The following is a 22,864-nucleotide window of genomic DNA, read 5'->3' as shown; positions in this document are numbered from 1 at the left end:
CATGCCCCGGACGCGATCGATCCGCGTGCTGATCGTCGACGACAACCGCACGGTTCGGCGGGGGCTACGGATCCAGCTCGACCAGGCCGAGGGCATCCGTGTCATCGGTGAGGCGGCGAACGGCGCGGATGCCGTGGCCATCGGCGTGGCGGAGCGCCCGGACGTGGTGCTCATGGACCTCCAGATGCCCGGCATGAGCGGCTTGGAGGCGACGTACCGGCTGCTCGGCGCCACCGCGAAGGGGGGCCCGGCGATCGTCGTCATGACCTCCCACGCGGGCGATCGGTTCGTGCTCTCGGCACTGGACGCCGGTGCCGTCGGGTACCTCATCAAGGGGCACGACACCGAGAGGCTCACGGATGCCGTGCGCGCGGCCGCGCGCGGAGAGGCACTCGTCTCCTCCCGGGTCACGACACCCGTGCTGCGTGAACTCGCGCGCCGACGCCCCGGCCGGGCCGAGTGGGTGGAGGCGACGACCCTGAGCCCGGCGGAGGAAAAAGTGGTCGCGGCGTTGAGCCGCGGGATCACGGGGAACGACGACATCGCGCTGGCACTGCACCTGTCGGTCAACACGGTGCGGTCGCACGTCCGCTCGGCGCTGGCCAAGACCGGGACCGCCGACCGCACCCAGCTCGCGCTCTGGGGTGTGCGTCACCGCCTGGATCGCGACGCCGGTTAGTCCGATCGGACGAATTCGCGCGATCGCCCGTCGGGCGGTCGTTGGGGAGCGGCGGCATCGAGAAAGCGGCTCCCGCGGGGTCGATGTCATCCCTCCGACACGGGGCGGTTGCCCGGCATCCTCTCGTCCTTCCCCTCGAGGTCGTGTACGTCTTCTCTCGTTCCCCGTCGCCCCCGCGTGAGGGGGCCGCAGCGCGCGGCGGAATCCTCAGCGGCCGCGCGCCGGCACCGCAACAATGGCGCCGTCACCGTCAGGAGGACCCGTGGATGCCATCTACCCGCGCTTCGCCGCGGCTCACCCGATCTTTTACGACGAGCCGCGACGACGCGCCGCCCCGGACGAGCCGGCGTACGCCCCCGAGGGCGCCCTCGACTGGACGGCGTGGACGCACCGGGACGACGGCACGTGGTCCTTCTGGGCACCTCCCGGAGTGACCCTCCCCGAGCAGGGATGGAAGGTGCACGTGAGCAGTGCGGAACAGGGTGCTCGCGAGGTGCTCGCGCGGGTGTCCGCCGCGTGCTTCGACGGGCGATGGGCGTTCAAGCACCTGCCCCACCCCGAAGCCCTTCGGCGCATGTCGGCGAAGGACGCCGACCGCACGGCATCCGGGAAGTTCATCACCGTGTACCCCGTCGACGAGGACGACCTGCGCGAGGCCGTCGTCGCGTTGGACCGCGCCGTGGGGGGAATGCCCGGCCCCTACGTGCTGACCGACGTGCGGTGGGGGGAGGGCCCGGTGTCGGTGCGCTACGGGGCCTTCCGCTCGCGCACGCTCCGCCGCCACGGCTTCGACGTGCCCGCCGTCCGCGACCCCCGCACGGGCGAGCTCGTCGAAGACGTGCGCGAACCCGCCTTCACGCCGCCGTCCTGGGTGAGTGTGCCGGAGTTCCTCGGTCCGCACGTCGCTCGGCTGAGGGAGACCGCGCCGCCGCCGGGCTTTCCCACGGTGACGCGGGCGTTGCACCACTCGAACGCGGGAGGGGTCTACGAGGCCGACGATGAGGGCGTCCCCGTGGTGGTGAAGGAAGCCCGGCCATTCGTCGGTCACACCCCGGACGGGAGGGATGCCGTGCAGCGCCTGCGCGACGAAGAGGAGGTGCTGCGCGCGGTGCCGAGCGCCGGACTCGCGCGCGTGCGTCGCTCCTTCTCCGCCCACGGACACCGCTTCCTGGTCTTGGACCGTGTCGACGGCATGGCTCTGCAGAAGGAGGTCGTCGCGCGCAACCCGAGGGTGCGTGCCGACGCGACCGACGCCGACCGTGCCGCGTACGCGCAGTGGGCGATGCGGGTGCTGGCCCGTTTGCGGGCGGTGGTCGCCGATCTGCACGACGCCGGCTACTCGCACGGCGACCTGCACCCCGGCAACGTCATGGTCAGCGAAAGCGGCGACGTGGTGCTGCTGGATCTCGAGATGGCCCGTCCCCTCTCCGCGGACGCCGCGCCGGTCGTCGGAGCGCCGGGGTTCGCGCCGGCCGACGGGCGCGGGGGTGCCGCGCACGACCTCTATGCGCTCGCGTGCGTCGAGGTGTTCGTGTTCGTGCCGCTGACCCCGCTGCTCGCGCTGGATCCGCGCAAGGCGGTCGACCTGGTCCAGCTCGCGCAACGCGAGTTCGCTCTTCCCGCCGCGTGGGCGGCTGATGTACTGGCACACCTGGCGCCGGAGACCGACACCGGCCGCGGGGAGGCGGAGGCCTCCGAGGCGGCGCTCGTCGCCCTGCGGGACGGGACCGAGGGCGCGCTCGACCGGGTCATCGCCGCGGTCGGCGCGCGTCTGGTCGCCGACGCCGATCCCTCTCGCCACGATCGCCTCTGGCCCGGTGACCCGCTGCAGTTCTCCCGGGCGCCGTTCTCCCTCGCGCACGGCTCGGCCGGGGTGATCTCGGCGCTGCAGTCCGCCCGGACGGCGATCCCGCCCGACCTCTGGGCGTGGACCGACCGCGCCCTCGCCGCGTCCGACGACGCCGTACCGGGGCTGCTGGACGGGCTCGCCGGTGCCGTGGGGGTGCTGCGGCGCGCGGGTCGCCACGCGGAGGCGGTCGCCGTGCGGGACCGGGTTCGCGCGCGAGAGGGGAACGACCTCGACGACGATCTGGGCATCGGCCTCATGCTGCTCAGCGAGGCCGAGCACGATCCCGCCCTGGTGTCCGAGGCCGGGGAGATCGCCCGACTGCTGGAGCGCCGCGCGGCCGCGCGCGAGATCGCGCCGCCCGGGACGGTGGCCACCGGCAGCGCGGGACTGCTCAGCGGGGGAGCGGGCGGAGCCCTCTTCGCCCTGCGGTTGTTCGAGCGGACGGGTGATCCGGCCGACCTGCGGTTGGCCGAGCGTCTCCTCGAGGACGACCTGGTCGCGCTCGTTCCGGCGCCGGATGGCTCACTCCAGATCGACGAGGGGTGGCGCTCCATGCCCTATCTCGCGACCGGATCGGCGGGGATCGGCGTCGTGCTCGCCGATCTGCTCCCCTACTCCCCGGAGCGCGCCCGCTATCGGGAACTTCTGGACGGACTCGTGCGCACGGCGATGACGGGATTCGCCATTCAGAGCGGCCTGTTCCATGGCCGGGCGGGGCTCCTTCTCTTTCTGCTCCACGTGCGCGATCAGATCGACGACGTCGCCGCCGTGGACCGGGCCGTGGCTCATCACGTGGGCGAGCTCGCCGTGCACGGGCTTCGTCGCCCGATCGGGCCGTCCTTCCCCGGCGATGGGCTGCTCCGTGCATCGTGCGACCTCGCCACCGGATCCGCGGGTGTCCTGGCGGTCCTCGCCGCGTACCGCGGTCAGCGGAACGGCGAGTCCGACCCGCTCGCCGCCGTGCTGCCCGGCATCCCGCCGCGGCGCGGTCGCGACACCATGCTTCCCTCGTCCGCTGGGGCGTGGGCGATGACAGGAGGGAGGTGAACGATATGGGCTACCTGCTTACGCTGCAGAACCTCGACAAGGGCGAGGACGAGCGTCGCGACGCGACGTTCTCGAGCTTTCACAGCATGACGCTGTGCTTCAGCACCGCTTCGACGACGCTCTGCTGATCGCCCCGGTCCCCGGTCGCGTCCCGTGCGGGGCGGGCGCCGTTCCGCCTCCGTGCGGGACGCGTCCGCCCCGTTCCGCGGCCGTTCGTGGCCCCGCTCCCCGGGTGCGACGCGGGACCCGCGTAACGTAGAGGTATGGCATCCGAAAACCCCGCCCCCTCCGTCGAGGCGGACACCGCCCCCGAGCAGCTCACCTTCGCCGACCTGGGACTGGATGCCGCTGTGCTCAAGGCCCTCAGAGACGTCGGCTACGAGACCCCGTCGGCCATCCAGGCCGCCACTATTCCCGTTCTCCTGCAGGGCCGCGACGTCGTCGGTCTCGCCCAGACCGGTACCGGCAAGACCGCCGCCTTCGCCCTGCCGGTGCTCTCGCAGATGGAGACCGGCCACAAGAACCCGCAGGCCCTCGTGCTCGCGCCCACCCGTGAGCTCGCGCTGCAGGTGTGCGAGGCGTTCGAGAAGTACGCCGCGCACATCAAGGGTGTCTCGGTGCTCCCCGTCTACGGCGGCCAGGGCTACGGCCAGCAGCTGTCGGCCCTGCGTCGCGGTGTCGACATCGTGGTCGGCACGCCCGGCCGCATCATGGACCACCTCGACAAGGGCACGCTCGACCTCAGCGAGCTGAAGTACCTCGTGCTCGACGAGGCCGACGAGATGCTCAAGATGGGCTTCGCCGAAGACGTCGAGACGATCCTCGCCGACACCCCGTCCGACAAGCAGGTGGCGCTGTTCTCGGCCACCATGCCCGCGCAGATCCGCCGTATCTCGGCGCAGTACCTCAACAACCCCGAAGAGATCACGGTCAAGACCAAGACCACGACCTCGGCGAGCATCACGCAGCGGTACCTGGTGGTGTCGTACCAGCAGAAGATCGACGCCCTCACGCGCATCCTCGAGGTCGAGAACTTCGAGGGCATGATCGTCTTCACCCGCACGAAGAACGAGACCGAGACGGTCGCCGAGAAGCTGCGCGCCCGCGGGTACACCGCCGCCGCCATCAACGGCGACGTCGCGCAGGTGCAGCGCGAGCGCACCGTCAACCAGCTGAAGTCCGGAAAGCTCGACATCCTCGTCGCCACCGACGTCGCCGCCCGCGGTCTCGACGTCGAGCGCATCAGCCACGTCGTCAACTACGACCTGCCGATCGACACCGAGTCGTACGTGCACCGCATCGGCCGCACCGGTCGTGCCGGTCGCACCGGCGACGCGATCAGCTTCGTCACCCCGCGCGAGCGCCGCATGCTGACCGCGATCGAGAAGGCCACGCGTCAGCCGCTCACCGAGATGACGCTGCCGAGCGTCGACGACGTCAACGCCACGCGCCTGACCCGCTTCGACGACGCGATCACCACCGCCCTCGAAGACACCGCCGCGATCGCGACGTTCCGCGACGTCGTCGCGCACTACGTCGCCCACCACGACGTGCCCGAGCAAGACGTCGCCGCGGCGCTCGCCGTGGTCGCGCAGGGTGACACTCCCCTCTTCATGGAAGAGGAGACGATCTCGCAGCCGCGCTTCGACCGCGACCGCGCTCCCCGCGAGGGGGGCGACCGCGAGGGCGGCCCGCGCCGCGAGCGCGACGGCCGCTTCGCGACTTACCGCATCGCGGTGGGGCGCCGACAGCGCGTCGAGCCGCGTCAGATCGTGGGCGCGCTGGCGAACGAGGGCGGTCTGCGCCGCAACGACTTCGGCGCGATCCAGATCCGCCAGGACTTCTCGCTCGTCGAGCTCCCCGCCGACCTCTCGCGCGACACGATCGCCCGCCTCGCCGACACGCGCATCTCGGGCCAGCTCATCGACCTGCGTCTCGACCAGGGCGGCCGCTCCGCCAAGCGCAGCGACCGGCCGCAGCGCCGCGATCGCGATCGCGACTGACCCCGCGGCATCCCCGGTTCGACGCCCTCGCGACCTCTGTGGTCGCGGGGGCGTCGTCGTTGCGGCGGGGCTCGCTCGCTGGGGCGCCGCACGTGGCCCCGCGCCGCGCCGCCGCTTCGCCGCGCCTCCGCGCCGCCGCTGCCCTGTGCCGCGCCGCCGCTGCCCTGTGCCGCGCCGCCGCCCGACCATGTCCCACTTACTGCGCTGTGGAGCGCTCCCAAGCGACACAAAGTGGGACATGGTCTGCCATTAGTGGGACGAGGGGGCTCGATCGAGCCATAAGTGGGACGAGGGGGCTCGATCGAGCCATAAGTGGGACGAGGGGGCTCGATCGAGCCATAAGTGGGACGAGGGGGCTCGATCGAGCCATAAGTGGGACGAGGGGGCTCGATCGGGCGCACGTAGCCGTGCAGCGCAGCGGATGGGCGCCGCCACGCAGGCATGCCAGCCGGAAGTTGAGCCGATACATATCAAGTCTGCTTGACGCGTCGGAGGGGCTGCGATAACGTTGAGTCATCGCGGCTCAACCCGCGAGCAGACTTCATCAACACCGAGTCGTGGCATCCGTCCGGCTCATGATCAAGGAGACACATATGCCCCGTGCAGTGGGAATCGACCTCGGTACGACCAACTCCGTCGTGAGCGTGCTCGAGGGTGGCGAGCCGAAGGTCATCGCCAACGCCGAAGGCTTCCGCACGACCCCCTCGGTCGTCGCGTACACGAAAGACGGCGAGGTGCTCGTCGGCGAGACCGCCAAGCGCCAGGCCGTGACCAACGTCGACCGCACCATCTCCAGTGTCAAGCGCCACATGGGCACCACCTGGAGCTTCGACGTCGACGGCAAGAAGTGGACGCCGCAAGAGATCTCGGCGCGCATCCTCCAGAAGCTCAAGCGCGACGCCGAGGAGTACCTGGGCGACTCGGTGACGGATGCCGTCATCACGGTGCCCGCGTACTTCAACGACGCCGAGCGTCAGGCGACGAAGGAGGCCGGCGAGATCGCGGGCCTGAACGTGCTGCGCATCATCAACGAGCCCACCGCCGCGGCCCTCGCGTACGGCCTCGACAAGGGCAAGGAAGACGAGCTCATCCTCGTCTTCGACCTCGGTGGCGGAACGTTCGACGTCTCGCTGCTCGAGGTGGGCAAAGACGACGACTTCTCAACCATCCAGGTGCGCGCCACCGCCGGTGACAACCGCCTCGGCGGCGACGACTGGGACCAGCGCGTCGTCGACTACCTGATCAAGCAGTTCAAAGACACCACCGGTGTCGACGTCTCGGGCGACAAGATCGCCCTGCAGCGCCTGAAGGAGGCCGCGGAGCAGGCCAAGAAGGAGCTCTCGTCGTCCACGTCGGCGAGCATCAACCTGCCGTACCTCTCGCTCACCGACTCGGGTCCCGTGTCGCTGTCCGAGACGCTCTCGCGCGCCAAGTTCGAGGACCTCACCAAAGACCTCCTCGACCGCACCCGCAAGCCCTTCTCGGATGTCATCCGTGAGGCCGGCGTCAAGGTCGACGACATCGCGCACGTGGTGCTCGTCGGTGGCTCGACCCGCATGCCCGCGGTCGCCGAGCTGGTGAAGAAGGAGACCGGTCGAGACGCCAACAAGGGCGTCAACCCCGACGAGGTCGTGGCCGTGGGCGCTGCCCTGCAGGCCGGTGTCCTCAAGGGCGAGCGCAAGGACGTCCTGCTCATCGACGTCACCCCCCTGAGCCTCGGTATCGAGACCAAGGGTGGCATCATGACCAAGCTCATCGAGCGCAACACCGCCATCCCCACCAAGCGCAGCGAGACCTTCACGACTGCCGACGACAACCAGCCGTCGGTCGCGATCCAGGTCTTCCAGGGCGAGCGCGAGTTCACCCGCGACAACAAGCCGCTGGGGACCTTCGAGCTCACCGGTATCGCGCCGGCTCCCCGTGGCATCCCGCAGGTCGAGGTCACCTTCGACATCGACGCCAACGGCATCGTGCACGTGTCCGCGAAAGACAAGGGCACTGGCAAGGAGCAGTCGATGACGATCACGGGCGGCTCGTCGCTGCCCAAGGAAGACATCGAGCGCATGGTGCGCGAGGCCGAGGAGAACGCGGCCGAAGACAAGAAGCGCCGCGAGTCCGCCGAGACCCGCAACCAGGCCGAGACCCTGTCGTACTCGATCGAGAAGCTGATCAAGGACAACGAAGACAAGCTGCCCGAAGAGGTCAAGACCGAGGTCCAGGCCGACGTCGACGCGCTGAAGACGGCCCTCGCCGGCGACGACGACGACGCGGTCAAGACCGCGTTCGACAAGCTCAACGCCAGCCAGGGCAAGCTCGGCGAGGCCATCTACGCCTCGTCGCAGGCCCAGGGCGAGCAGGCCGACCCGAACGTCGGCCAGCCCGGCAACGGTGAGACGCCGAACCCCGAGGAAGACGTGATCGACGCCGAGGTCGTCGACGACGAGCCGAACGACGACAAGAAGTAAGCGACAGAAGCCATGGCACACAAGGACGACGAACAGCCCCAGGGCTCGGGCGCCGGTCCTGACGAGACGGGGCCGGAGGAGAACACCTCCGGCCCCGCGCCGTCGGACCAGACCCCGGATGCCGAGGGCCTGACCATCGAGGACATCCTCGGCGCTGAGCAGACCCCCGAAGCCGCAGCGGAGGGGGCCACCGACAAGGAGGCCTCGCTGCTGACCGACCTCAAGCGCCTGCAGGCCGAGTACGCCAACTACCGCCGGCGCACCGAAGAGCAGCGCGAACGCGAGATCGAGCGCGCGAAGGGCGAGGCCGTGAAGGGCCTGCTCCCCGTCATGGACGACCTTGACCGCGCGGTCAAGCACGGCGACCTCGTCGAGGGCACTGCTTTCGCCGCCATCGGCGACAAGGTGCGCGCCGTGGCCGAGCGGCTCGGCGTGGTCTCGTTCGGTACCGCGGGCGAGCCCTTCGACCCGCAGCAGCACGAGGCGATCTTCCAGGCGCCCACGCCGGGCGTGACCGAGGCCACCGTGCTCGAGGTCGTCGAGGTGGGCTACCGCCTCGGCTCGACCGAGCTGCGACCGGCCAAGGTCGTCGTCGCCGTGCCGGCCGAGTAGGAGGACCGATGGCGAGTCAGGACTGGTTCGACAAGGACTTCTACAAGGTCCTCGGCGTCGACAAGAGCGTGAGTGCGGCCGATCTCAAGAAGACGTACCGCAAGCTCGCGCGCCAGTACCACCCCGACTCGAACCCGGGTGACGCCAAGGCCGAGGCGAAGTTCAAAGAGATCAGCGAGGCGTACGCCGTGCTGAACGATCCGGAACAGCGCGAGGAGTACGACCAGATCCGGGCCATGGGCTCGGGGGCGCGCTTCTCCGCTCCGGGGTCGGGCGCGGGAGGCGGCTTCGACGACGTCTTCAGCCGCTTCGGGCAGCAGCGCGGCGGCGCGTCGGGTCCCCCGCCCGGCGGGTTCGACGACTTCTTCTCGATGTTCGACCAGCAGGCGGGCGGCTTCGGGTCGGGCCGGTTCGGTCAGACGACCGGCGGCTACCGCGGCTTCGGCGGCCCGCAGCGCGGCGCCGACGTCACGGCCCGCACGACGCTCGACTTCGTCACCGCGGCCACGGGCGAGACGATCACCCTGCAGGGTGAAGACAACGTCCCGTTCAAGGTCAAGGTCCCCGCGGGGGTGTCGGACGGCCAGAAGATCCGTCTGCGTGGCCGGGGCCGCCCGTCGCCGGACGGCGGCGAGAGCGGCGACATCGTCGTGACGGTCGCGGTGCGGCCGCACCCGGTCTTCTCGCGCGACGGCCTCAACCTGCGGCTGACGGTCCCCGTCACCTTCACCGAGGCGGCGCTGGGCGCGACGATCGAGGTGCCCACGATGGGCGGAGAACCCGTGCGTCTGCGGGTCGCCCCGGGCACGCCGTCCGGGCGGGTGTTGCGGGTCAAGGGTCGTGGCATCCACTCGTCCAAGGGCACGGGCGATCTCCTTGCCGAGGTGCAGGTGGCCGTGCCCACGCACCTCGACGAGGCCGCGCGCGAAGCGCTCGAGCGCTTCCACGAGCTCGAACCGAAAGAAAACCCCCGCGCCGACCTGATGGCCAAGGCGCGCCGGTGACGCGGGGCTCCTGGCATCCGGAATGATCGGATGCCAGGAGCCTGGCGATCGACGAGAGAGGAGAGGCCGTGTCCGACAAGGAACTCGACGAGGACGCCCCGATCTTCGCGATCGCCGTCGCGGCCGAGCTGTCGAACATGCACCCGCAGACGCTGCGGCAGTACGACCGGCTCGGGCTCGTCGTGCCTGCGCGCACGCAGGGCGGTTCGCGCCGCTACTCCAGCCGCCACGTGCAGCAGCTGCGGGAGGTCGCGCGCCTGTCGAGCGAGGGCATGAGCCTGCCGGCGATCGCGCGACTGCTCGCCCTCGAGGAGCGCGTGCACGAGCTCGCGCGGCGCGTGAACGACCTCGAGCGTCAGCTCATGGCCGAGCGGCAGTCGCGGCCGGGCGCCCGCGTGTTCGCCGCCGGAGCCACGGGCGCGGTCGTCACGCTGCGCCACGGTGCGCGCGTGCGCCGCGCCACCGACGTCGTGCTCTGGCGTCCGCACGACGCCTACGACGACTGAGCCGGGATGACCGCGGGCATGCGGTGCGGCGCTGCTCTCCCCAGACCAGCCCGCAGCGGGTCGAGCGGGCGGCGGCATCCCGAGCCGTAAAGTTCACTCATGGGCTCGAGGACGACAAGCGCTCAGGGTGAGGACGCGGCGGTGACCGCGGGGCCGTTCCGTCGCGCGATCGCAGGCAGGAGGGGCGAGACCCGTGCGAGCGTCGCGTGGGGGCGCGCGACGTACTGGCCGCTCACCATCGCCGCCCTGGCCTTCCTCTTCGCGTACACCTTCCAGGTGATCGGCGACCTCGTCGGGGTGTGGTCGGTCGTCTGCTCGACGGTCGTCGCGCTGACGTGGGTGATGTTCCTCACCGACTACTTCGCGCGTCTGTTCCTGAGCAGCCCGAAGCGGCTCTGGGTGCGGTCGCACCTCTTCGACGTTCTCGTCGTGATCCTCCCCACCCTCCGCCCGGTGCGGCTTCTCGGCGCGTTCACGCGGTTGGCCTCCTTCACCAAGAGCGTCGGCAGCTCGCTGCGGGCCCAGATGCTCATCTACGGCGCGGGTATCGCCCTCCTTCTCATCTGGCAGGCGTCGCTGGCCGTTCTCTCGGCCGAGCGGCATGCGCCCGGGGCGACCATCACGAGCTTCGGCAATGCCGTCTGGTGGGCGTTCTGCACCATCACGACCGTCGGCTACGGCGACTTCACCCCGATCACCGTGGAAGGGCGCGTCGTGGCGGTGTTGCTGATGATTTGTGGCGTCGTGCTCGTGGGCCTCATCACGGCGACATTCGCCTCGTGGGTGCTCGAGCGCGCGACGCGCGGACACGAGGACCAGCGCCCGGCCACACGCGCCGATGTCGACCGCGTGTTGGCGGCACTGCGGGCTCCGGCCCCGGGCGGGAGCGATCCGCAGAACCGCGGGTGACGGTCTCCCTGCGCCAGCAGCCCGGCGGATCGACCGCCGGCGCCGATCGACCCGCGCCAGGTCAGGCGGGATCGAGCCGGAGCACGGTCGCGGACTCGCCCACCCGCATCTCGTCGACGACCCGCACGGTGCGGGCGAGATCGTCGACGGCCGCGATCACCGTGCCGAATCGCTCGCGGTCGCCGCACACCGCCGTGACGGTGACGAAGTGCGCGCCGGTGTCCCACGTGTAGGTCGCGAACGGGGGAGTGCGCGGGTCGGACGGCAGGGGCATCGCGAGCTTCTCGCCCGCACCCAGGTACGGGCTGCGGAACGACTCGGTGTCGTCGTACTCCATCGGCATCATCGCCCGCGCGGCCCGCAGCTGCGGGGTGATCTCCTGCAGCTGGGCCATCACCACGAGGAGGTCGGGCTCGGTCTTCCACACCCACACGAGCACCCGTCCCGCCGCGCGTCGCATCAGCAGGGGAGCCGCCTGGCTCACCACCCAGGCGAACATCCCGCCGCCCGGGCGCTCGGTCGCGCCGGTCGCCCGGTTGGCCTGTGACAACAGCATCCGGATGGCGGCTTTGCGGTGGCGTCGCCCGCGGAATCCCAGGGAACCCGTCACGGGCACCCAGCGGTCGGCGGGGGCGTCGGCCTGGAGATGAGGCATGGCATTCAGCCTACGAGGCGCGGCCGACAGACGGCACGGGATGCCGGGGTGGAGAGAGCGCTCTCCCGGATGTCGGAGGTCCGTGCCAGGCTATGTTCCGCGGTCATCGCGACCGCGCTCGATCCTTTCCCGGGGGGCCTCGTGCTCGGCAAACTCCTCATCCGCTACCTCTCGCGGTACCGCGTGCTTCTCGTCGCCATCCTGGTCTTCCAGGCAGCGTCCGCGTTCGCGACCCTGTATCTGCCGCGCTTGAACGCCGACATCATCAACCTCGGCGTCGCCCGCGGAGACACGGGCTACATCTGGTCGCGTGGCGCGATCATGCTCGTCATCTCCCTGGGCCAGATCACGGCGTCGGTGATCGCCACCTACTTCGCCGCGCGCGCGGCGATGGCGGCCGGCCGTGACATCCGCCGCGACGTGTTCGAGCGCGTGAGCGGCTTCTCCGAGCGAGAGTTGTCGCAGTTCGGTGCCGGTTCCCTCATCACTCGCAACACCAACGACGTGCAGCAGGTGCAGATGCTGGCGATGATGGGCGCGACGATGCTCGTGAGCGCGCCCCTGCTCGCCATCGGCGGCATCATCATGGCCCTGCAGCAAGACGTCGGGCTGAGTTGGCTCATCGCCGTCGCGGTGCCCGTGCTGCTGGTGGCCGTCGCCCTGATCATCGCCCGCATGGTCCCGCTGTTCCGGAGCTTCCAGGTCAAGCTCGACGCCGTCAACCGCATCCTGCGCGAGCAGCTCACGGGTGTTCGCGTCGTGCGGGCGTTCGTCCGCGAGCGCATCGAAGAAGAGCGGTTCCGCGACGCCAACACCGACATCATGGTCGTCGGCCGCAAGGTGGGCTCGCTCTTCGTGCTGCTCTTCCCGCTCGCGATGCTGGTGCTGAACGTCACCGTGGTCGGTGTCATCTGGTTCGGCGGCATCCAGGTCGATGCCGGCGGTGTCGAGATCGGGACGCTGTTCGCCTTCATCCAGTACGTCGCGCAGATCCTCGGCGGCGTGCTCATGGCCAGCTTCATGACGGTGATGATCCCGCGCGCCGCCGTCTCGGCGGAGCGCATCGGCGAGGTGCTCGAGAGCGAATCCACCCTCGTTCGCCCCGAGAACCCCGTGACGGCCTTCCCCGCTCCGGGCGAGGTGGTCTTCGACGACGTCGCCTTCGCCTACCCCGGCGCCGAGGCGCCGGTCGTGTCTGGCATCACCTTCGCCGCGGCCCCCGGAGAGACGGTGGCGATCGTCGGGTCGACCGGGTCGGGCAAGACGACGCTCGTCTCGCTCATCCCGCGCCTGTTCGACGTGACCGGCGGCGCCGTGCGCATCGGTGGCGTCGACGTGCGCGAGGCCGATCTCGACGGGCTGTGGCGGGGAATCGGTCTCGTCCCTCAGCGGCCCTTCCTCTTCAGCGGCACGGTGGCCTCCAACCTCCGCTTCGGCCGCGAAGACGCGACCGACGACGAGCTGTGGCGCGCGCTCGAGATCGCGCAAGGGCGCGACTTCGTCCAAGAGATGGAGGGCGGCCTCGAGGCTCGCATCGCCCAGGGCGGCACCAACGTCTCGGGTGGCCAGCGACAGCGCCTCGCGATCGCGCGGGCCATCGTGCACCGGCCGCGCGTCCTCGTCTTCGACGACTCGTTCTCGGCGCTCGACCTCAGTACCGACGCGCGATTGCGCAAAGCGCTCTGGGACGAGTTGCCCGATGTGACCAAGATCGTCGTGGCGCAGCGCGTCTCGACGATCACGGGAGCCGACCGCATCGTGGTCCTCGAAGACGGGCGCATGGTGGCCCTGGGTACGCACGACGAGCTCCTGCGAACCAGCCCCACGTACCGTGAGATCGTCGAGTCGCAGCTGGGGGTGGAGGCATGAGCACTCCCGACGCCCTCACCGAAGAAGACCGCGCCGAGCTCGAACTCGCCGAACAGGCCCGTCAGAACTCGGGCGACTGGAACAGCGTCGCGCCGGGCAAGGCGGCCGCGTTCGGTCCGAGCTTCCGCAGACTCATCGGGCTGCTCCGCCCGTACGCGTGGTCGTTCACCTTCGTCTCCGTCCTCGGCGCGCTCGGCGTCGTGCTCGCGGTGCTCGCGCCGCGCATCCTCGGTGACGCCACGAACATCATCTTCGAGGGCGTCGTCTCGCGCGGTCTCGCCGAGAACTTCCCGGCGGGCACTCCGAAAGACACCGTCGTCGAGGCACTGCGGTCGGCCGGTCAGGGCGACATCGCCAACATCGTCTCGGCGATGGACAACTTCCAGGTCGGGGCCGGCGTCGACTTCGATGCGCTGCGCATGGTCATCGTGACGGTGCTGGCGATCTACGTCGGCTCGTCGCTGCTGTCGTGGATCCAGGGCTACGTGATCAACGTGATCATGGTGCGCACCATGTGGCGCCTCCGCGAAGACGTCGAGGCCAAGATCAACCGCCTGCCGCTGTCGTACTTCGACAAGGTCCAGCGCGGTGAGCTGATCTCGCGCGTCACCAACGACATCGACAACATCACCCAGACGATGCAGCAGTCGCTCTCGAGCGCCCTGACCTCGGTGCTGACCGTGGTCGGCGTGCTCATCATGATGTTCACGATCTCGTGGCAGCTCGCGCTCGTCGCTCTCGTTTCGCTGCCGCTCATGGCCGTGATCTTCGGCGTCATCGGCCCGAAGTCGCAGCAGGCCTTCGGCGAGCAGTGGAAGAAGGTCGGCCGACTCAACGCCCGCGTCGAGGAGTCGTTCTCGGGCCACGCGCTGGTCAAGGTCTACGGTCGCGAGAAAGACGCGCGCGAGAAGTTCGAGGTCGAGAACGAAGAGCTGTTCGACGCCAGCTTCAAGGCCCAGTTCCTCTCCGGCATGATCATGCCGGGCATGATGTTCGTCGGAAACCTCACGTACGTCGGGATCGCGGTGCTCGGCGGTCTCATGGTCGCGGGCGGGCAGATCCGCCTGGGCGACGTGCAGGCGTTCATCCAGTACTCGCAGCAGTTCACGCAGCCGCTGTCGCAGCTGGGCGGCATGGCCGCGGTGGTGCAGTCGGGTACGGCCTCGGCCGAACGCGTCTTCGCGCTGCTCGACGCCGACGAGCAAGACCCGGATGCCGCCGACGCCCCCGCACACGTCGAGGGTCGCGGTGTCATCGAGTTCGCCTCGGTGCGGTTCTCCTACACTCCCGACCGGCCGCTCATCCGCGACCTGTCGTTCCGCGTGGAGCCGGGGCAGACGGTAGCGATCGTGGGCCCGACGGGCGCGGGAAAGACCACGCTGGTGAACCTCATCATGCGGTTCTACGAACTCGACGGCGGTCGCATCCTCCTCGACGGGCAGAACATCGCCGACCTCCGCCGCGACGATGTGCGCGCCCGTACGGGCATGGTGCTGCAAGACCCGTGGCTGTTCGCCGGCACGATCCGCGACAACATCCGTTACGGCCGCGAGTCGGCCACCGACGACGAGATCGTCGAGGCCGCGGTGGCCACCCGCGTCGACCAGTTCGTGCACTCGCTCCCCGACGGGTACGACACCGTGCTCGACGAAGACGCCGCAAACGTCTCGGCGGGCGAGAAGCAGCTCATCACGATCGCACGCGCATTCGTCGCCCGGCCGTCGGTGCTGATCCTCGACGAGGCGACCTCCTCGGTCGACACCCGCACCGAGCTGCTGCTCCAGCAGGCCATGGCGGCGCTGCGCGAAGGCCGCACGTCGTTCGTCATCGCGCACCGGCTCTCCACGATCCGTGACGCCGACCTCATCCTCGTCATGGAGCACGGCGACATCGTCGAGCAGGGCACCCACGACGAGCTGATCGCGACCCACGGCGCGTACTGGCGTCTGTACCAGTCGCAGTTCGAGAGCGCCGCGTCCGACGTCGATACCGCGCACGATGCGACGGCCTCGGGCGACGGGGAGCGCGGCGCCGACGCACGGGAGGGCGCCGACGCTCCGGCATCCGACGATGCGCTCGTGGTGTCGGCCCTGGCCGCCGCGGTGCCCGACGTCACGGCCGCGGCCGGGGTCGACGGTCCCCCGCGTCCCGCGCAGGGGGCACCGGTTCCCGACCCGCCCCTCGACGAGACGCGCTGATCCGCCGCCGAGTGCCCCGCCCGCCCGCCGCCGGGCGGGGCACTCGCATCACCGTCGCGGCCTCCCGGGCACTCCGAAACCGCTCGGGTACAGTTGTCGGGCGCATGCACCGCACCGTGCGACCCGTTCCGCCGCACAGATAGGCCTCACCACACGTGACCACTCCTGCGACGCCCGCCGACCATGCTCCGGCTGATCGACCGCTCACGGTCCTCATCGGCGCCGACACGTTCCTCCCGCATGTCAACGGCGCGGCCCGCTTCGCCGAGCGCCTCGCCGCGGGGCTCGTCGCGCGCGGACACGACGTGCACGTGATGGCGCCGAGCGTCGGTCGCGGCAACGCCGGCACGTTCACCGAGGTGATCGAGGGCGAGCCCATGACGATGCACCGTCTGCCGTCGTGGCGCTTTCTGCCGCACGACTGGCTCACGTTCGTGCTCCCCTGGCGGTCCAAGCACTACGCCCGGCGGGTGCTCGACGAGGTGAAGCCCGACGTGGTCCACATCCAGTCGCACATCATCATCGGTCGGGGCCTCGCGCGCGAGGCCCGCAAGCGCGGCATCCCGGTGATCGCGACCAACCACGTGATGGCCGAGAACATCCTCGACTTCACGACCCTGCCCGACTCCCTCGACCGCGTGTTGGTGAAGCTCGCGTGGGCCGACGCGAAGCGCACGTTCGCCCTGACGCGCGCGGTGACGACTCCCACGCGTCGCGCGGCGGACTTCCTCGAGTCGACGCTCGACATCGAGGGGGTCATCCCGATCTCGTGCGGCATCGACCGCTCGAACTACACCCCCGACCTGACCCCGCGCGAGGCCAACCGCATCCTGTTCGTCGGACGCCTGACCACCGAGAAGGGCATCGACGTCGTTCTGCGGGCCCTCGCCCAGCTCGACCCCGAGCTGCACGCGACGTTCGACATCGTCGGCGGCGGCGATCAGCGCCGTACCCTCGAGCAGCTCGCCGAGCAGCTGGGGGTCGCCGACCGCGTCACCTTCCACGGGCACGCCTCCGAAGACGACCTGCGCTCCCTCTACACGCGCGCCAGTGTCTTCGCGATCGCCTCGATCGCCGAACTGCAGTCGATCGCGACGATGGAGGCGATGGCATCCGGTCTTCCGGTGGTGGCCGCCGACGCCGTCGCGCTGCCGCACCTCGTGCACGACGGCGAGAACGGCTACCTGTTCGAGCCGGGAAACGTCGACCAGCTGACCGCTCGCCTGACCGACGTGCTCACCGCCGCGCCCGACGAGCGTCTCCGCATGCAGCAGGCCTCGCTCGACGGCGTGCGGGTGCACGACATCGGCCGCACACTCGACACCTTCGAGGCGCTGTACCGCGGACGCCCCCTGCCGGAGTGACCGCGTGCACGTGGTGATGTTCGCCGACCAGCACGTCGAGTCGCTGGGGGGCGCGCAGGTGTCGATGCGCCTGCAGCGGCGCTTCCTCGAGCGCGCCGGCCATACGGTGACGATCGTGGCTCCGCGCCTGCACCGGCCGTCGCCGCCCGACCCCGCCTCCGTCGACCTGCCGTCGCTGCCGATCACCCTCGACCGCGAGTACTCGCTGACGTGGCCGGGCGCGCGCACGGATCGGTTCGTGGATGCCGCGATGGCGGGGCGACCGCCGATCGACGTCGTGCACGTGCAGGCCGACTTCTGGGGCGCGTTCATCGGCCACCGGTTCGCCGCGCGTCACGGTCTGCCCGTCGTGCACACGATGCACAACCGGGTGGATGTCGGCATCGAGGCGACGACGCCGTTCCCGGCCACCGTGCTCCGGGTGCTCAACCGGTGGGCGCGGCGCGCACTGCGCCCGGCTCACGAAACGTCGGGCCCGCAGGACGGCTGGGCGTACCTCCGACGCCTGGCGCGGCTCTCGGCCGCCGTCACCGCACCCTCGGCCCACTTCGCCCGGCGACTCGAGGCGCACGCGGTCGTCCCGCCCGCGGGCGCAGTCGATGTGATCTGGAACGGCATCGACGACGAGTCGCTCGACGCGGTCCTCGCGGCGGGGCCGGTGGTGCGCCGACCCGGGCGCCCGCGGTTCGTGTGGCTGGGCCGCATGAGCCCCGAGAAGCGTCTCCTTCCGTTCCTCGAGGCGGTCGCGGCGTCCGGGATCGACGCGGACGTCGAGGTCATCGGCGGGGGAGCGCAGCTCACGGCGGCCCGACGTCTCGTGGAACGGGCGCGCCCGGTGGCATCCATCGTCTTCTCCGGGCGGCTGACCTACCCGCAGACGCTCGCGCGGCTGGCCGACGCCGACGCGGTCGTGCAGACCTCGATCGGCTTCGAGACGCAGGGGATGACGGTGTTCGAAGCCGCCTCCCTCGGCACTCCGGCGGTGGTCAGCGACCCCGACATCGCGGACGAGCTGGGGGCGGGGGTCTGGGCGGTGACGGATGCCACGGTCGCGGCGCTCGCCGATACCCTGGGCCGCGCCGCCGCCGACATCGCCGCCGGCGAGCCGGTCGCGGTGGACCCGTCGATCGCGGAGCGGTTCCGGCAGTCGTCGCGCACGGCGGCGATGGTCGAAGTGTACGAGCGCGTCACGACGCGGTAGCGCCGCGGCGGGCGAGGCCCCACGGTGTCAGACGATGCCCGGACGCCCCGTCGCGGGCGACGACGAGTCCCGGCGCACGGGTGCGGCCTGAGCGGGCTCCGCCGGGGTGGATGCCGTGGGCTCCGGCGGGGCGACGAGGTCGGTGCCACCGGGCAGGCGGCGCGGATCGGTGGGGATGCGGCCGTGGCCGTCGGTACTGATCAGCCACACCGTGGCGACGATCGCGACGAGGGCGAGAAGGGCGAGAGCGACGAGGTAAGCCATGGCAGAAAAGCTACGGCTGTACGAATATGGTCCGACAGTGGCATGATGGACGCTGTTCGACATTTTCCTGCCAAACCGGAGGTTTCATGCGTTCCGTCGCCGTCGTCATCCAGCCCGGGTTCGCCCCGTTCGAGTTCGGCCTCGCGTGCGAGGCGTTCGGGCTCGACCGCAGCGACGACGGCATCCCGAACTTCGACTTCCGCATCGTCACGCCCGATCCCGGCGTCGTCCCCTCGAACATCGGCTTCTCGGTGAACGCCGAGCGCGGACTCGCCGACGCCGAGGACGCCGACATCGTGGTGCTCGCGCCGTTCCCGCGCGAGCAGTGGGCGGACCCCGACCCGCGCGTGCTCGACCTCGTGCGTCGCGCGCACGCGCGCGGGGCGTGGCTGCTCAGCGTCTGCAGCGGATCCTTCGTGCTCGCCGCCTCGGGGGTCCTCGACGGGCAGCGGGCGACGACGCACTGGCGGTACACGCAGACGATGAGCCGCATGTATCCGCGCATCGATGTCGACCCCGACGTGCTCTACGTGCAGTCCGGCCGCGTCATCACCAGCGCCGGGACGGCCGCGGGGCTCGACGCCTGCCTGCACCTGCTGCGGCAGGAACTCGGCGCCGAGCTCACGAACCGCATCGCCCGGCGCATGGTCGTGGCCCCGCAGCGCGACGGCGGACAGGCGCAGTTCATCGCCTCGCCGCTGCCGGTCGACTCCTCGCTGTCGCTCGCCCCGGTGACGGAGTGGATGCTGCAGAACCTCGACGCCGACCTGTCGGTCGAGCGCCTCGCCGCCCGCGCGCACATGTCTCCGCGCACGTTCGCCCGCCGCTTCAAGGCCGACTTCGGCGCGACGCCGGCGGCCTGGCTCGCGCGCCAGCGACTGCTTCACGCGCAGCGGCTCCTGGAAGAGACCGAGCTCGGGCTCGACCGTATCGCGGCGGAGTGCGGGTTCGGCTCCGCGGCGGTGCTCCGCCAGAACTTCGCCCGCACGATGGGGCTCACCCCCACGGCGTACCGTGCGCGGTTCTCGCGCGTGGTCCCGACGGGCGGCGCCGACGACGCGGTCGCCACAGCCGTGCCAGCCTGACGTCACAGCTGTTACACAGGGGACACAGAGGTCGGCGTGTCCGGAAACGGGGGGAGGCCAAGGTGAGTCTCGTGGCGCGTTTCGCACCACCACTCCCCGCTCGTGATCCGACGCGAGCCTGCCCGAAAGGACCTCCGTGACAGCGTTCTTCTCCCGATCGACACGGCGATGGCCTGCGCTGGCCGTTGCCGCGAGCGTGGCCTCCGCTCTGGCTCTCGCCCCCGTCGTCGCCCTCCCCGCCGCCGCTGCCGACGGCGACAAGCCCAAGGTCGTCGTCATCGCCACCGGCGGCACCATCGCCGGTAAGGCGAACGGCCGCGACACCTACACCAGCTATCGCGCCGGCACGTACCCGATGGCCGACCTCCTCACCGTGCTGCAGCCCGAGCTGTCGGCGTTTGCGGACGTCACCTCCGTGCAGTTCGGCAACTCCGGCTCCGGCGGCTACAGCATCGCCCAGTACCACGACCTCACGCTGGCCGTCGAGGACGCCCTGAAGGACGCCGACGGCGTCGTCGTCACGACGGGGACGGACACGATGGAGGAGTTCGCCTACTGGCTCGACCTGACCGTGCGCAGCAAGAAGCCCGTCGTCCTCACCGGGGCGATGCGCCCGTGGGCCTCGGGCGCGACGGCATCCGATTCGATGGTCCTCGGGGCGGACGGACCCGCCAACCTCCTGCAGTCCATTCGACTGGCCGCCAGCCAGGAGACGTTCTGCTTCGGCACCGTGCTCTCGCTCAACGATGAGATCCACGCCGCGCGTGACGTCACGAAGGGCAACTCCACGCGCACCGACACGTTCACCACGCGCATGTCGGGGATGCTCGGCTGGATCGACGGCTCCGAGGTCGTGGTGAACCGCGCTCCGGCCCGTGTGCTCGACTGCGAGACCAACGACTGGTTCACGCCGTTCGACCTGCGCACCGTGAGCCGCGACGCCTATCCGCGCGTGGAGATCTTCTACAACGCGCAGGCGGTCGGCGGCGAGGCCATTTCGGCCTGGGCCGAGGCCGGCGTTCAGGGGGTCGTGACGGCGGGAACGGGAGCCGGCGGCATCTCGGGCGCGGCGAGCCAGGCCCGTACGGCGGCGGCGCGCGATCGCGGCCTCTGGTTCGTCAGCACGACCCGCACCGGAAGCGGTTCGGTCAGCGGCGGATCGGGCAACATCATCGCCGGCGGCGACCTCCTGCCGCAGAAGGCGCGCCTCCTGCTCATGCTGTCGCGTACCTTCACCACCGACGTCGCGCAGGCGCGCACGTGGTTCCAGGGCCTCGGGTCGCCCACGTTCGACGCGTCGGCCCTGGCCGCGACCGTCAGCCCGGTGCCCGTCGCCGATCCCGAGCCCTCCGCGACGCCCGACCCGTCGGCGTCGCCCGACCCGTCGGCAACGCCCGGCCCCGAGGCGTCGGCGTCTCCGACCCCGGGCGCGACGGACCAGCCGACGCCGGCCCCGTCGCCGTCCGCCTCGGCGGGACTCGTCGGTGCCCTGCCGTTCACCGGTGGCGGGGGTGTGAGCGGCCTCGTCGTGTTGGCCGGCATCCTGGCGGTCGTCGCCGGCGCGGTGCTCTACCACCAGCACCGGCGACGCGCGAGCGTTCCGCCCGTGCTGCGCTGAGGCTATGACGAACCCCGGGGGACCGAGGTCTCCCGGGGTTCGTCGTGTCATCGCTCAGTCCTGGCCATGCGCCGCCGCGAAGGCGGCGTGGTCGGCGCGCGCGAGGTCGGCGTACGCGAACGCCCACGACAAGAGCGCCTCCGTCAGGGCGTGGCCGGCACCGGCGTAGCCGGCGATGTGAGGAGCGTCCGGTGACTGCGCGTGCGCACGGGCGAGCGTGATGGCACAGGCCTGGGCGTACCGCCGGAAGGGTTTGTCGGCGAGGTCGACCATCTCGATCCCGCCCTTCATGTCATGGAACTGCCGCACGTAGAAGTCGGCGTCGACGCTGCGCACATGCCCGAGGAACGGGTCGGAAACGCCCTGGAGGACGCGCTGCAGCGCCACCACGCGGGCCCCTTCGCCCTCGGCAGCGATGAGCGAGACCAGTGACTCCGGCTGACGGATGCCGCCGAACTGTTGCAGCACGCTGGCGCCGGCCTGCTTCCCCTGGAGGACGAGGGCGTGCCCATCGGCGTCCTGCAGGAGAAGGAGATAGCACCGGGTTCCGACGCTCCCGACTCCGACGACGCGGCGGGCGATGTCGCTGAGGCCGTACTGCTCGAGGGCGAGGCGCACATCGACGTTCGCCGAGGTGCGGTATTCGCCGTCCACGGCGAGAACGCGGGAGGCGGCCTCGGCGTCGACGGGGGTCATCGTGGGAGGGCGGTGAGTGAAGGTGAGGCGGCCCGAGCCGGCATCGGCGGTCAGGCGACGAACGGCCCGCGCCCCCGTGCGTCTCTCGGCGTCGGCGATCGCCTCGGCCAGCACCTGGCGCGTCGATCGGTCATAGGAGGTGACCAGGTCGCGCGAACTGAAATGCTCGAAATAGCGGTCGATGGGGTCGCGGTCGACGAGTGCGGTGATGGCTCGGACGTAGGCCCGGACGGTGGATGCCACGGCGTCGCGCACGACGGCGAGGTCGCGATGGGTTTCGCTCCCCGCCAGGACGACGCTCGTCACGAGTCGCTTCAGGTCCCACTCCCAGGGGGCCCATGCCGCCTCGTCGAAGTCGTTGAGGTCGAACACGAGCGTGCGCTGCGGCGAGGCGTAGAAGCCGAAGTTCGCCACGTGGGCGTCCCCGCACGACGCGACATGGATGGGCGTGGACGGATCGCGGGCGAGGTCGGCGGCCATGACGGCCGCCGCACCGCGGTAGAACGCGAAGGGGGTCGCCGACATCCGCTCGATCCGCAGCGGAACCAGTTCGGGGATCCGGGTGGCATTTTGTGCCTCGAGGATGCCGAGCGGATCGCGGCCCTCGACCGTGAGGCGTCCGAGGTCGCTGCGTGGCACCCTCTGCCGGACCTCGCGGCCGCGGGCGCGGCGCTCGGATGCCGAGGGCGGCGGGTTCCAGGGGATGTCCGGGCGAGGTGCGGCGGGTGGGGGCGTGCTCACGCGCTCACGATAGACCCATCGCCCCGGCCGTCGCGGGTGGGGCGATGGCCGCGGCAGTTCTGGCCCGGGCGCGGTGAAGCGGCCTCGTCCGCGTGGACG

18 protein-coding genes are annotated in these 22,864 nt (G+C 70.7%); 15 read left to right on the top strand and 3 right to left on the bottom strand.

All coding sequences use genetic code 11. The features are described from left to right. Position 1 precedes the first annotated feature (1 nt). The 9 genes from ACU6WY_RS14130 to ACU6WY_RS14090 all read left to right on the top strand — a co-directional run bounded on the left by ACU6WY_RS14130 (position 2) and on the right by ACU6WY_RS14090 (position 11,074). Positions 2–679, top strand: a complete 678-nt coding sequence (locus ACU6WY_RS14130; RefSeq protein ID WP_483820276.1) for a response regulator — start codon at positions 2–4, stop codon at positions 677–679. 262 nt (positions 680–941) lie between these two features. Next, positions 942–3,575, top strand: coding sequence for a class III lanthionine synthetase LanKC (lanKC, locus tag ACU6WY_RS14125; RefSeq protein ID WP_483820275.1), 2,634 nt, complete (start codon positions 942–944; stop codon positions 3,573–3,575). A 5-nt stretch (positions 3,576–3,580) separates the two neighbouring features. Then, on the top strand, positions 3,581–3,703 hold the full coding sequence (locus ACU6WY_RS14120; protein WP_230007159.1) for a SapB/AmfS family lanthipeptide: 123 nt from the start codon (positions 3,581–3,583) through the stop codon (positions 3,701–3,703). 135 nt (positions 3,704–3,838) lie between these two features. After that, the gene (locus ACU6WY_RS14115) at positions 3,839–5,578 is read left to right on the top strand and encodes a DEAD/DEAH box helicase (RefSeq protein ID WP_483820274.1); all 1,740 of its coding nucleotides are present in this window, start codon (positions 3,839–3,841) and stop codon (positions 5,576–5,578) included. 593 nt (positions 5,579–6,171) lie between these two features. Further along, positions 6,172–8,043 (top strand): molecular chaperone DnaK, encoded by a 1,872-nt coding sequence (dnaK, locus tag ACU6WY_RS14110; RefSeq protein ID WP_483820273.1) that lies wholly within the window; start codon positions 6,172–6,174, stop codon positions 8,041–8,043. 12 nt (positions 8,044–8,055) lie between these two features. Then, positions 8,056–8,655 carry a nucleotide exchange factor GrpE gene (locus ACU6WY_RS14105; protein ID WP_483820272.1) on the top strand — a complete coding sequence of 200 codons (600 nt, stop codon included), beginning with the start codon at positions 8,056–8,058 and terminating at the stop codon, positions 8,653–8,655. An 8-nt stretch (positions 8,656–8,663) separates the two neighbouring features. After that, positions 8,664–9,659 carry a DnaJ C-terminal domain-containing protein gene (locus ACU6WY_RS14100; protein ID WP_483820271.1) on the top strand — a complete coding sequence of 332 codons (996 nt, stop codon included), beginning with the start codon at positions 8,664–8,666 and terminating at the stop codon, positions 9,657–9,659. A 68-nt stretch (positions 9,660–9,727) separates the two neighbouring features. Then, positions 9,728–10,165: a heat shock protein transcriptional repressor HspR gene (locus tag ACU6WY_RS14095; protein WP_483820270.1), complete on the top strand. Its 438-nt coding sequence runs from the start codon at positions 9,728–9,730 to the stop codon at positions 10,163–10,165. 99 nt (positions 10,166–10,264) lie between these two features. Further along, positions 10,265–11,074: a potassium channel family protein gene (locus ACU6WY_RS14090; RefSeq protein ID WP_483820269.1), complete on the top strand. Its 810-nt coding sequence runs from the start codon at positions 10,265–10,267 to the stop codon at positions 11,072–11,074. A 61-nt stretch (positions 11,075–11,135) separates the two neighbouring features. Here ACU6WY_RS14090 and ACU6WY_RS14085 read toward each other — a convergent pair whose 3' ends face one another. Beyond that, on the bottom strand, positions 11,136–11,729 hold the full coding sequence (locus ACU6WY_RS14085; RefSeq protein ID WP_483820268.1) for a hypothetical protein: 594 nt from the start codon (positions 11,727–11,729) through the stop codon (positions 11,136–11,138). 141 nt (positions 11,730–11,870) lie between these two features. On the opposite strand from ACU6WY_RS14085, the gene ACU6WY_RS14080 reads away from it, so the two are divergent. The 4 genes from ACU6WY_RS14080 (at position 11,871) to ACU6WY_RS14065 (ending at position 18,361) form a co-directional block, all read left to right on the top strand. After that, a complete protein-coding gene (locus ACU6WY_RS14080) occupies positions 11,871–13,598 on the top strand; it encodes an ABC transporter ATP-binding protein (protein ID WP_483820267.1) in 1,728 nt (575 codons plus the stop codon). Further along, positions 13,595–15,796 carry an ABC transporter ATP-binding protein gene (locus ACU6WY_RS14075; protein ID WP_483820266.1) on the top strand — a complete coding sequence of 734 codons (2,202 nt, stop codon included), beginning with the start codon at positions 13,595–13,597 and terminating at the stop codon, positions 15,794–15,796. Before ACU6WY_RS14080 ends, ACU6WY_RS14075 begins: the two co-directional genes overlap by 4 nt. Before the next feature lie 155 nt (positions 15,797–15,951). Further along, positions 15,952–17,160 (top strand): glycosyltransferase, encoded by a 1,209-nt coding sequence (locus tag ACU6WY_RS14070; RefSeq protein ID WP_483820265.1) that lies wholly within the window; start codon positions 15,952–15,954, stop codon positions 17,158–17,160. 4 nt (positions 17,161–17,164) lie between these two features. Next, positions 17,165–18,361: a glycosyltransferase gene (locus ACU6WY_RS14065; RefSeq protein WP_483820264.1), complete on the top strand. Its 1,197-nt coding sequence runs from the start codon at positions 17,165–17,167 to the stop codon at positions 18,359–18,361. A gap of 27 nt (positions 18,362–18,388) precedes the next feature. On the opposite strand, the gene ACU6WY_RS14060 is transcribed toward ACU6WY_RS14065, so the two are convergent. After that, positions 18,389–18,625, bottom strand: coding sequence for a hypothetical protein (locus ACU6WY_RS14060; RefSeq protein WP_483820263.1), 237 nt, complete (start codon positions 18,623–18,625; stop codon positions 18,389–18,391). A gap of 86 nt (positions 18,626–18,711) precedes the next feature. Between ACU6WY_RS14060 and ACU6WY_RS14055 the strand changes: the two genes are divergently transcribed. Further along, positions 18,712–19,710 carry a GlxA family transcriptional regulator gene (locus tag ACU6WY_RS14055; RefSeq protein ID WP_483820262.1) on the top strand — a complete coding sequence of 333 codons (999 nt, stop codon included), beginning with the start codon at positions 18,712–18,714 and terminating at the stop codon, positions 19,708–19,710. A gap of 136 nt (positions 19,711–19,846) precedes the next feature. Continuing rightward, on the top strand, positions 19,847–21,328 hold the full coding sequence (locus tag ACU6WY_RS14050; protein WP_483820261.1) for an asparaginase domain-containing protein: 1,482 nt from the start codon (positions 19,847–19,849) through the stop codon (positions 21,326–21,328). Between the two features lie 54 nt (positions 21,329–21,382). Here ACU6WY_RS14050 and ACU6WY_RS14045 read toward each other — a convergent pair whose 3' ends face one another. After that, positions 21,383–22,765, bottom strand: coding sequence for a DUF2252 domain-containing protein (locus ACU6WY_RS14045; RefSeq protein WP_483820260.1), 1,383 nt, complete (start codon positions 22,763–22,765; stop codon positions 21,383–21,385). Positions 22,766–22,864: the final 99 nt, after the last annotated feature.

Source organism: Microbacterium sp. ZW3a (genome assembly GCF_057167165.1).
This window is presented reverse-complemented; position numbering and strand designations above follow the sequence as displayed.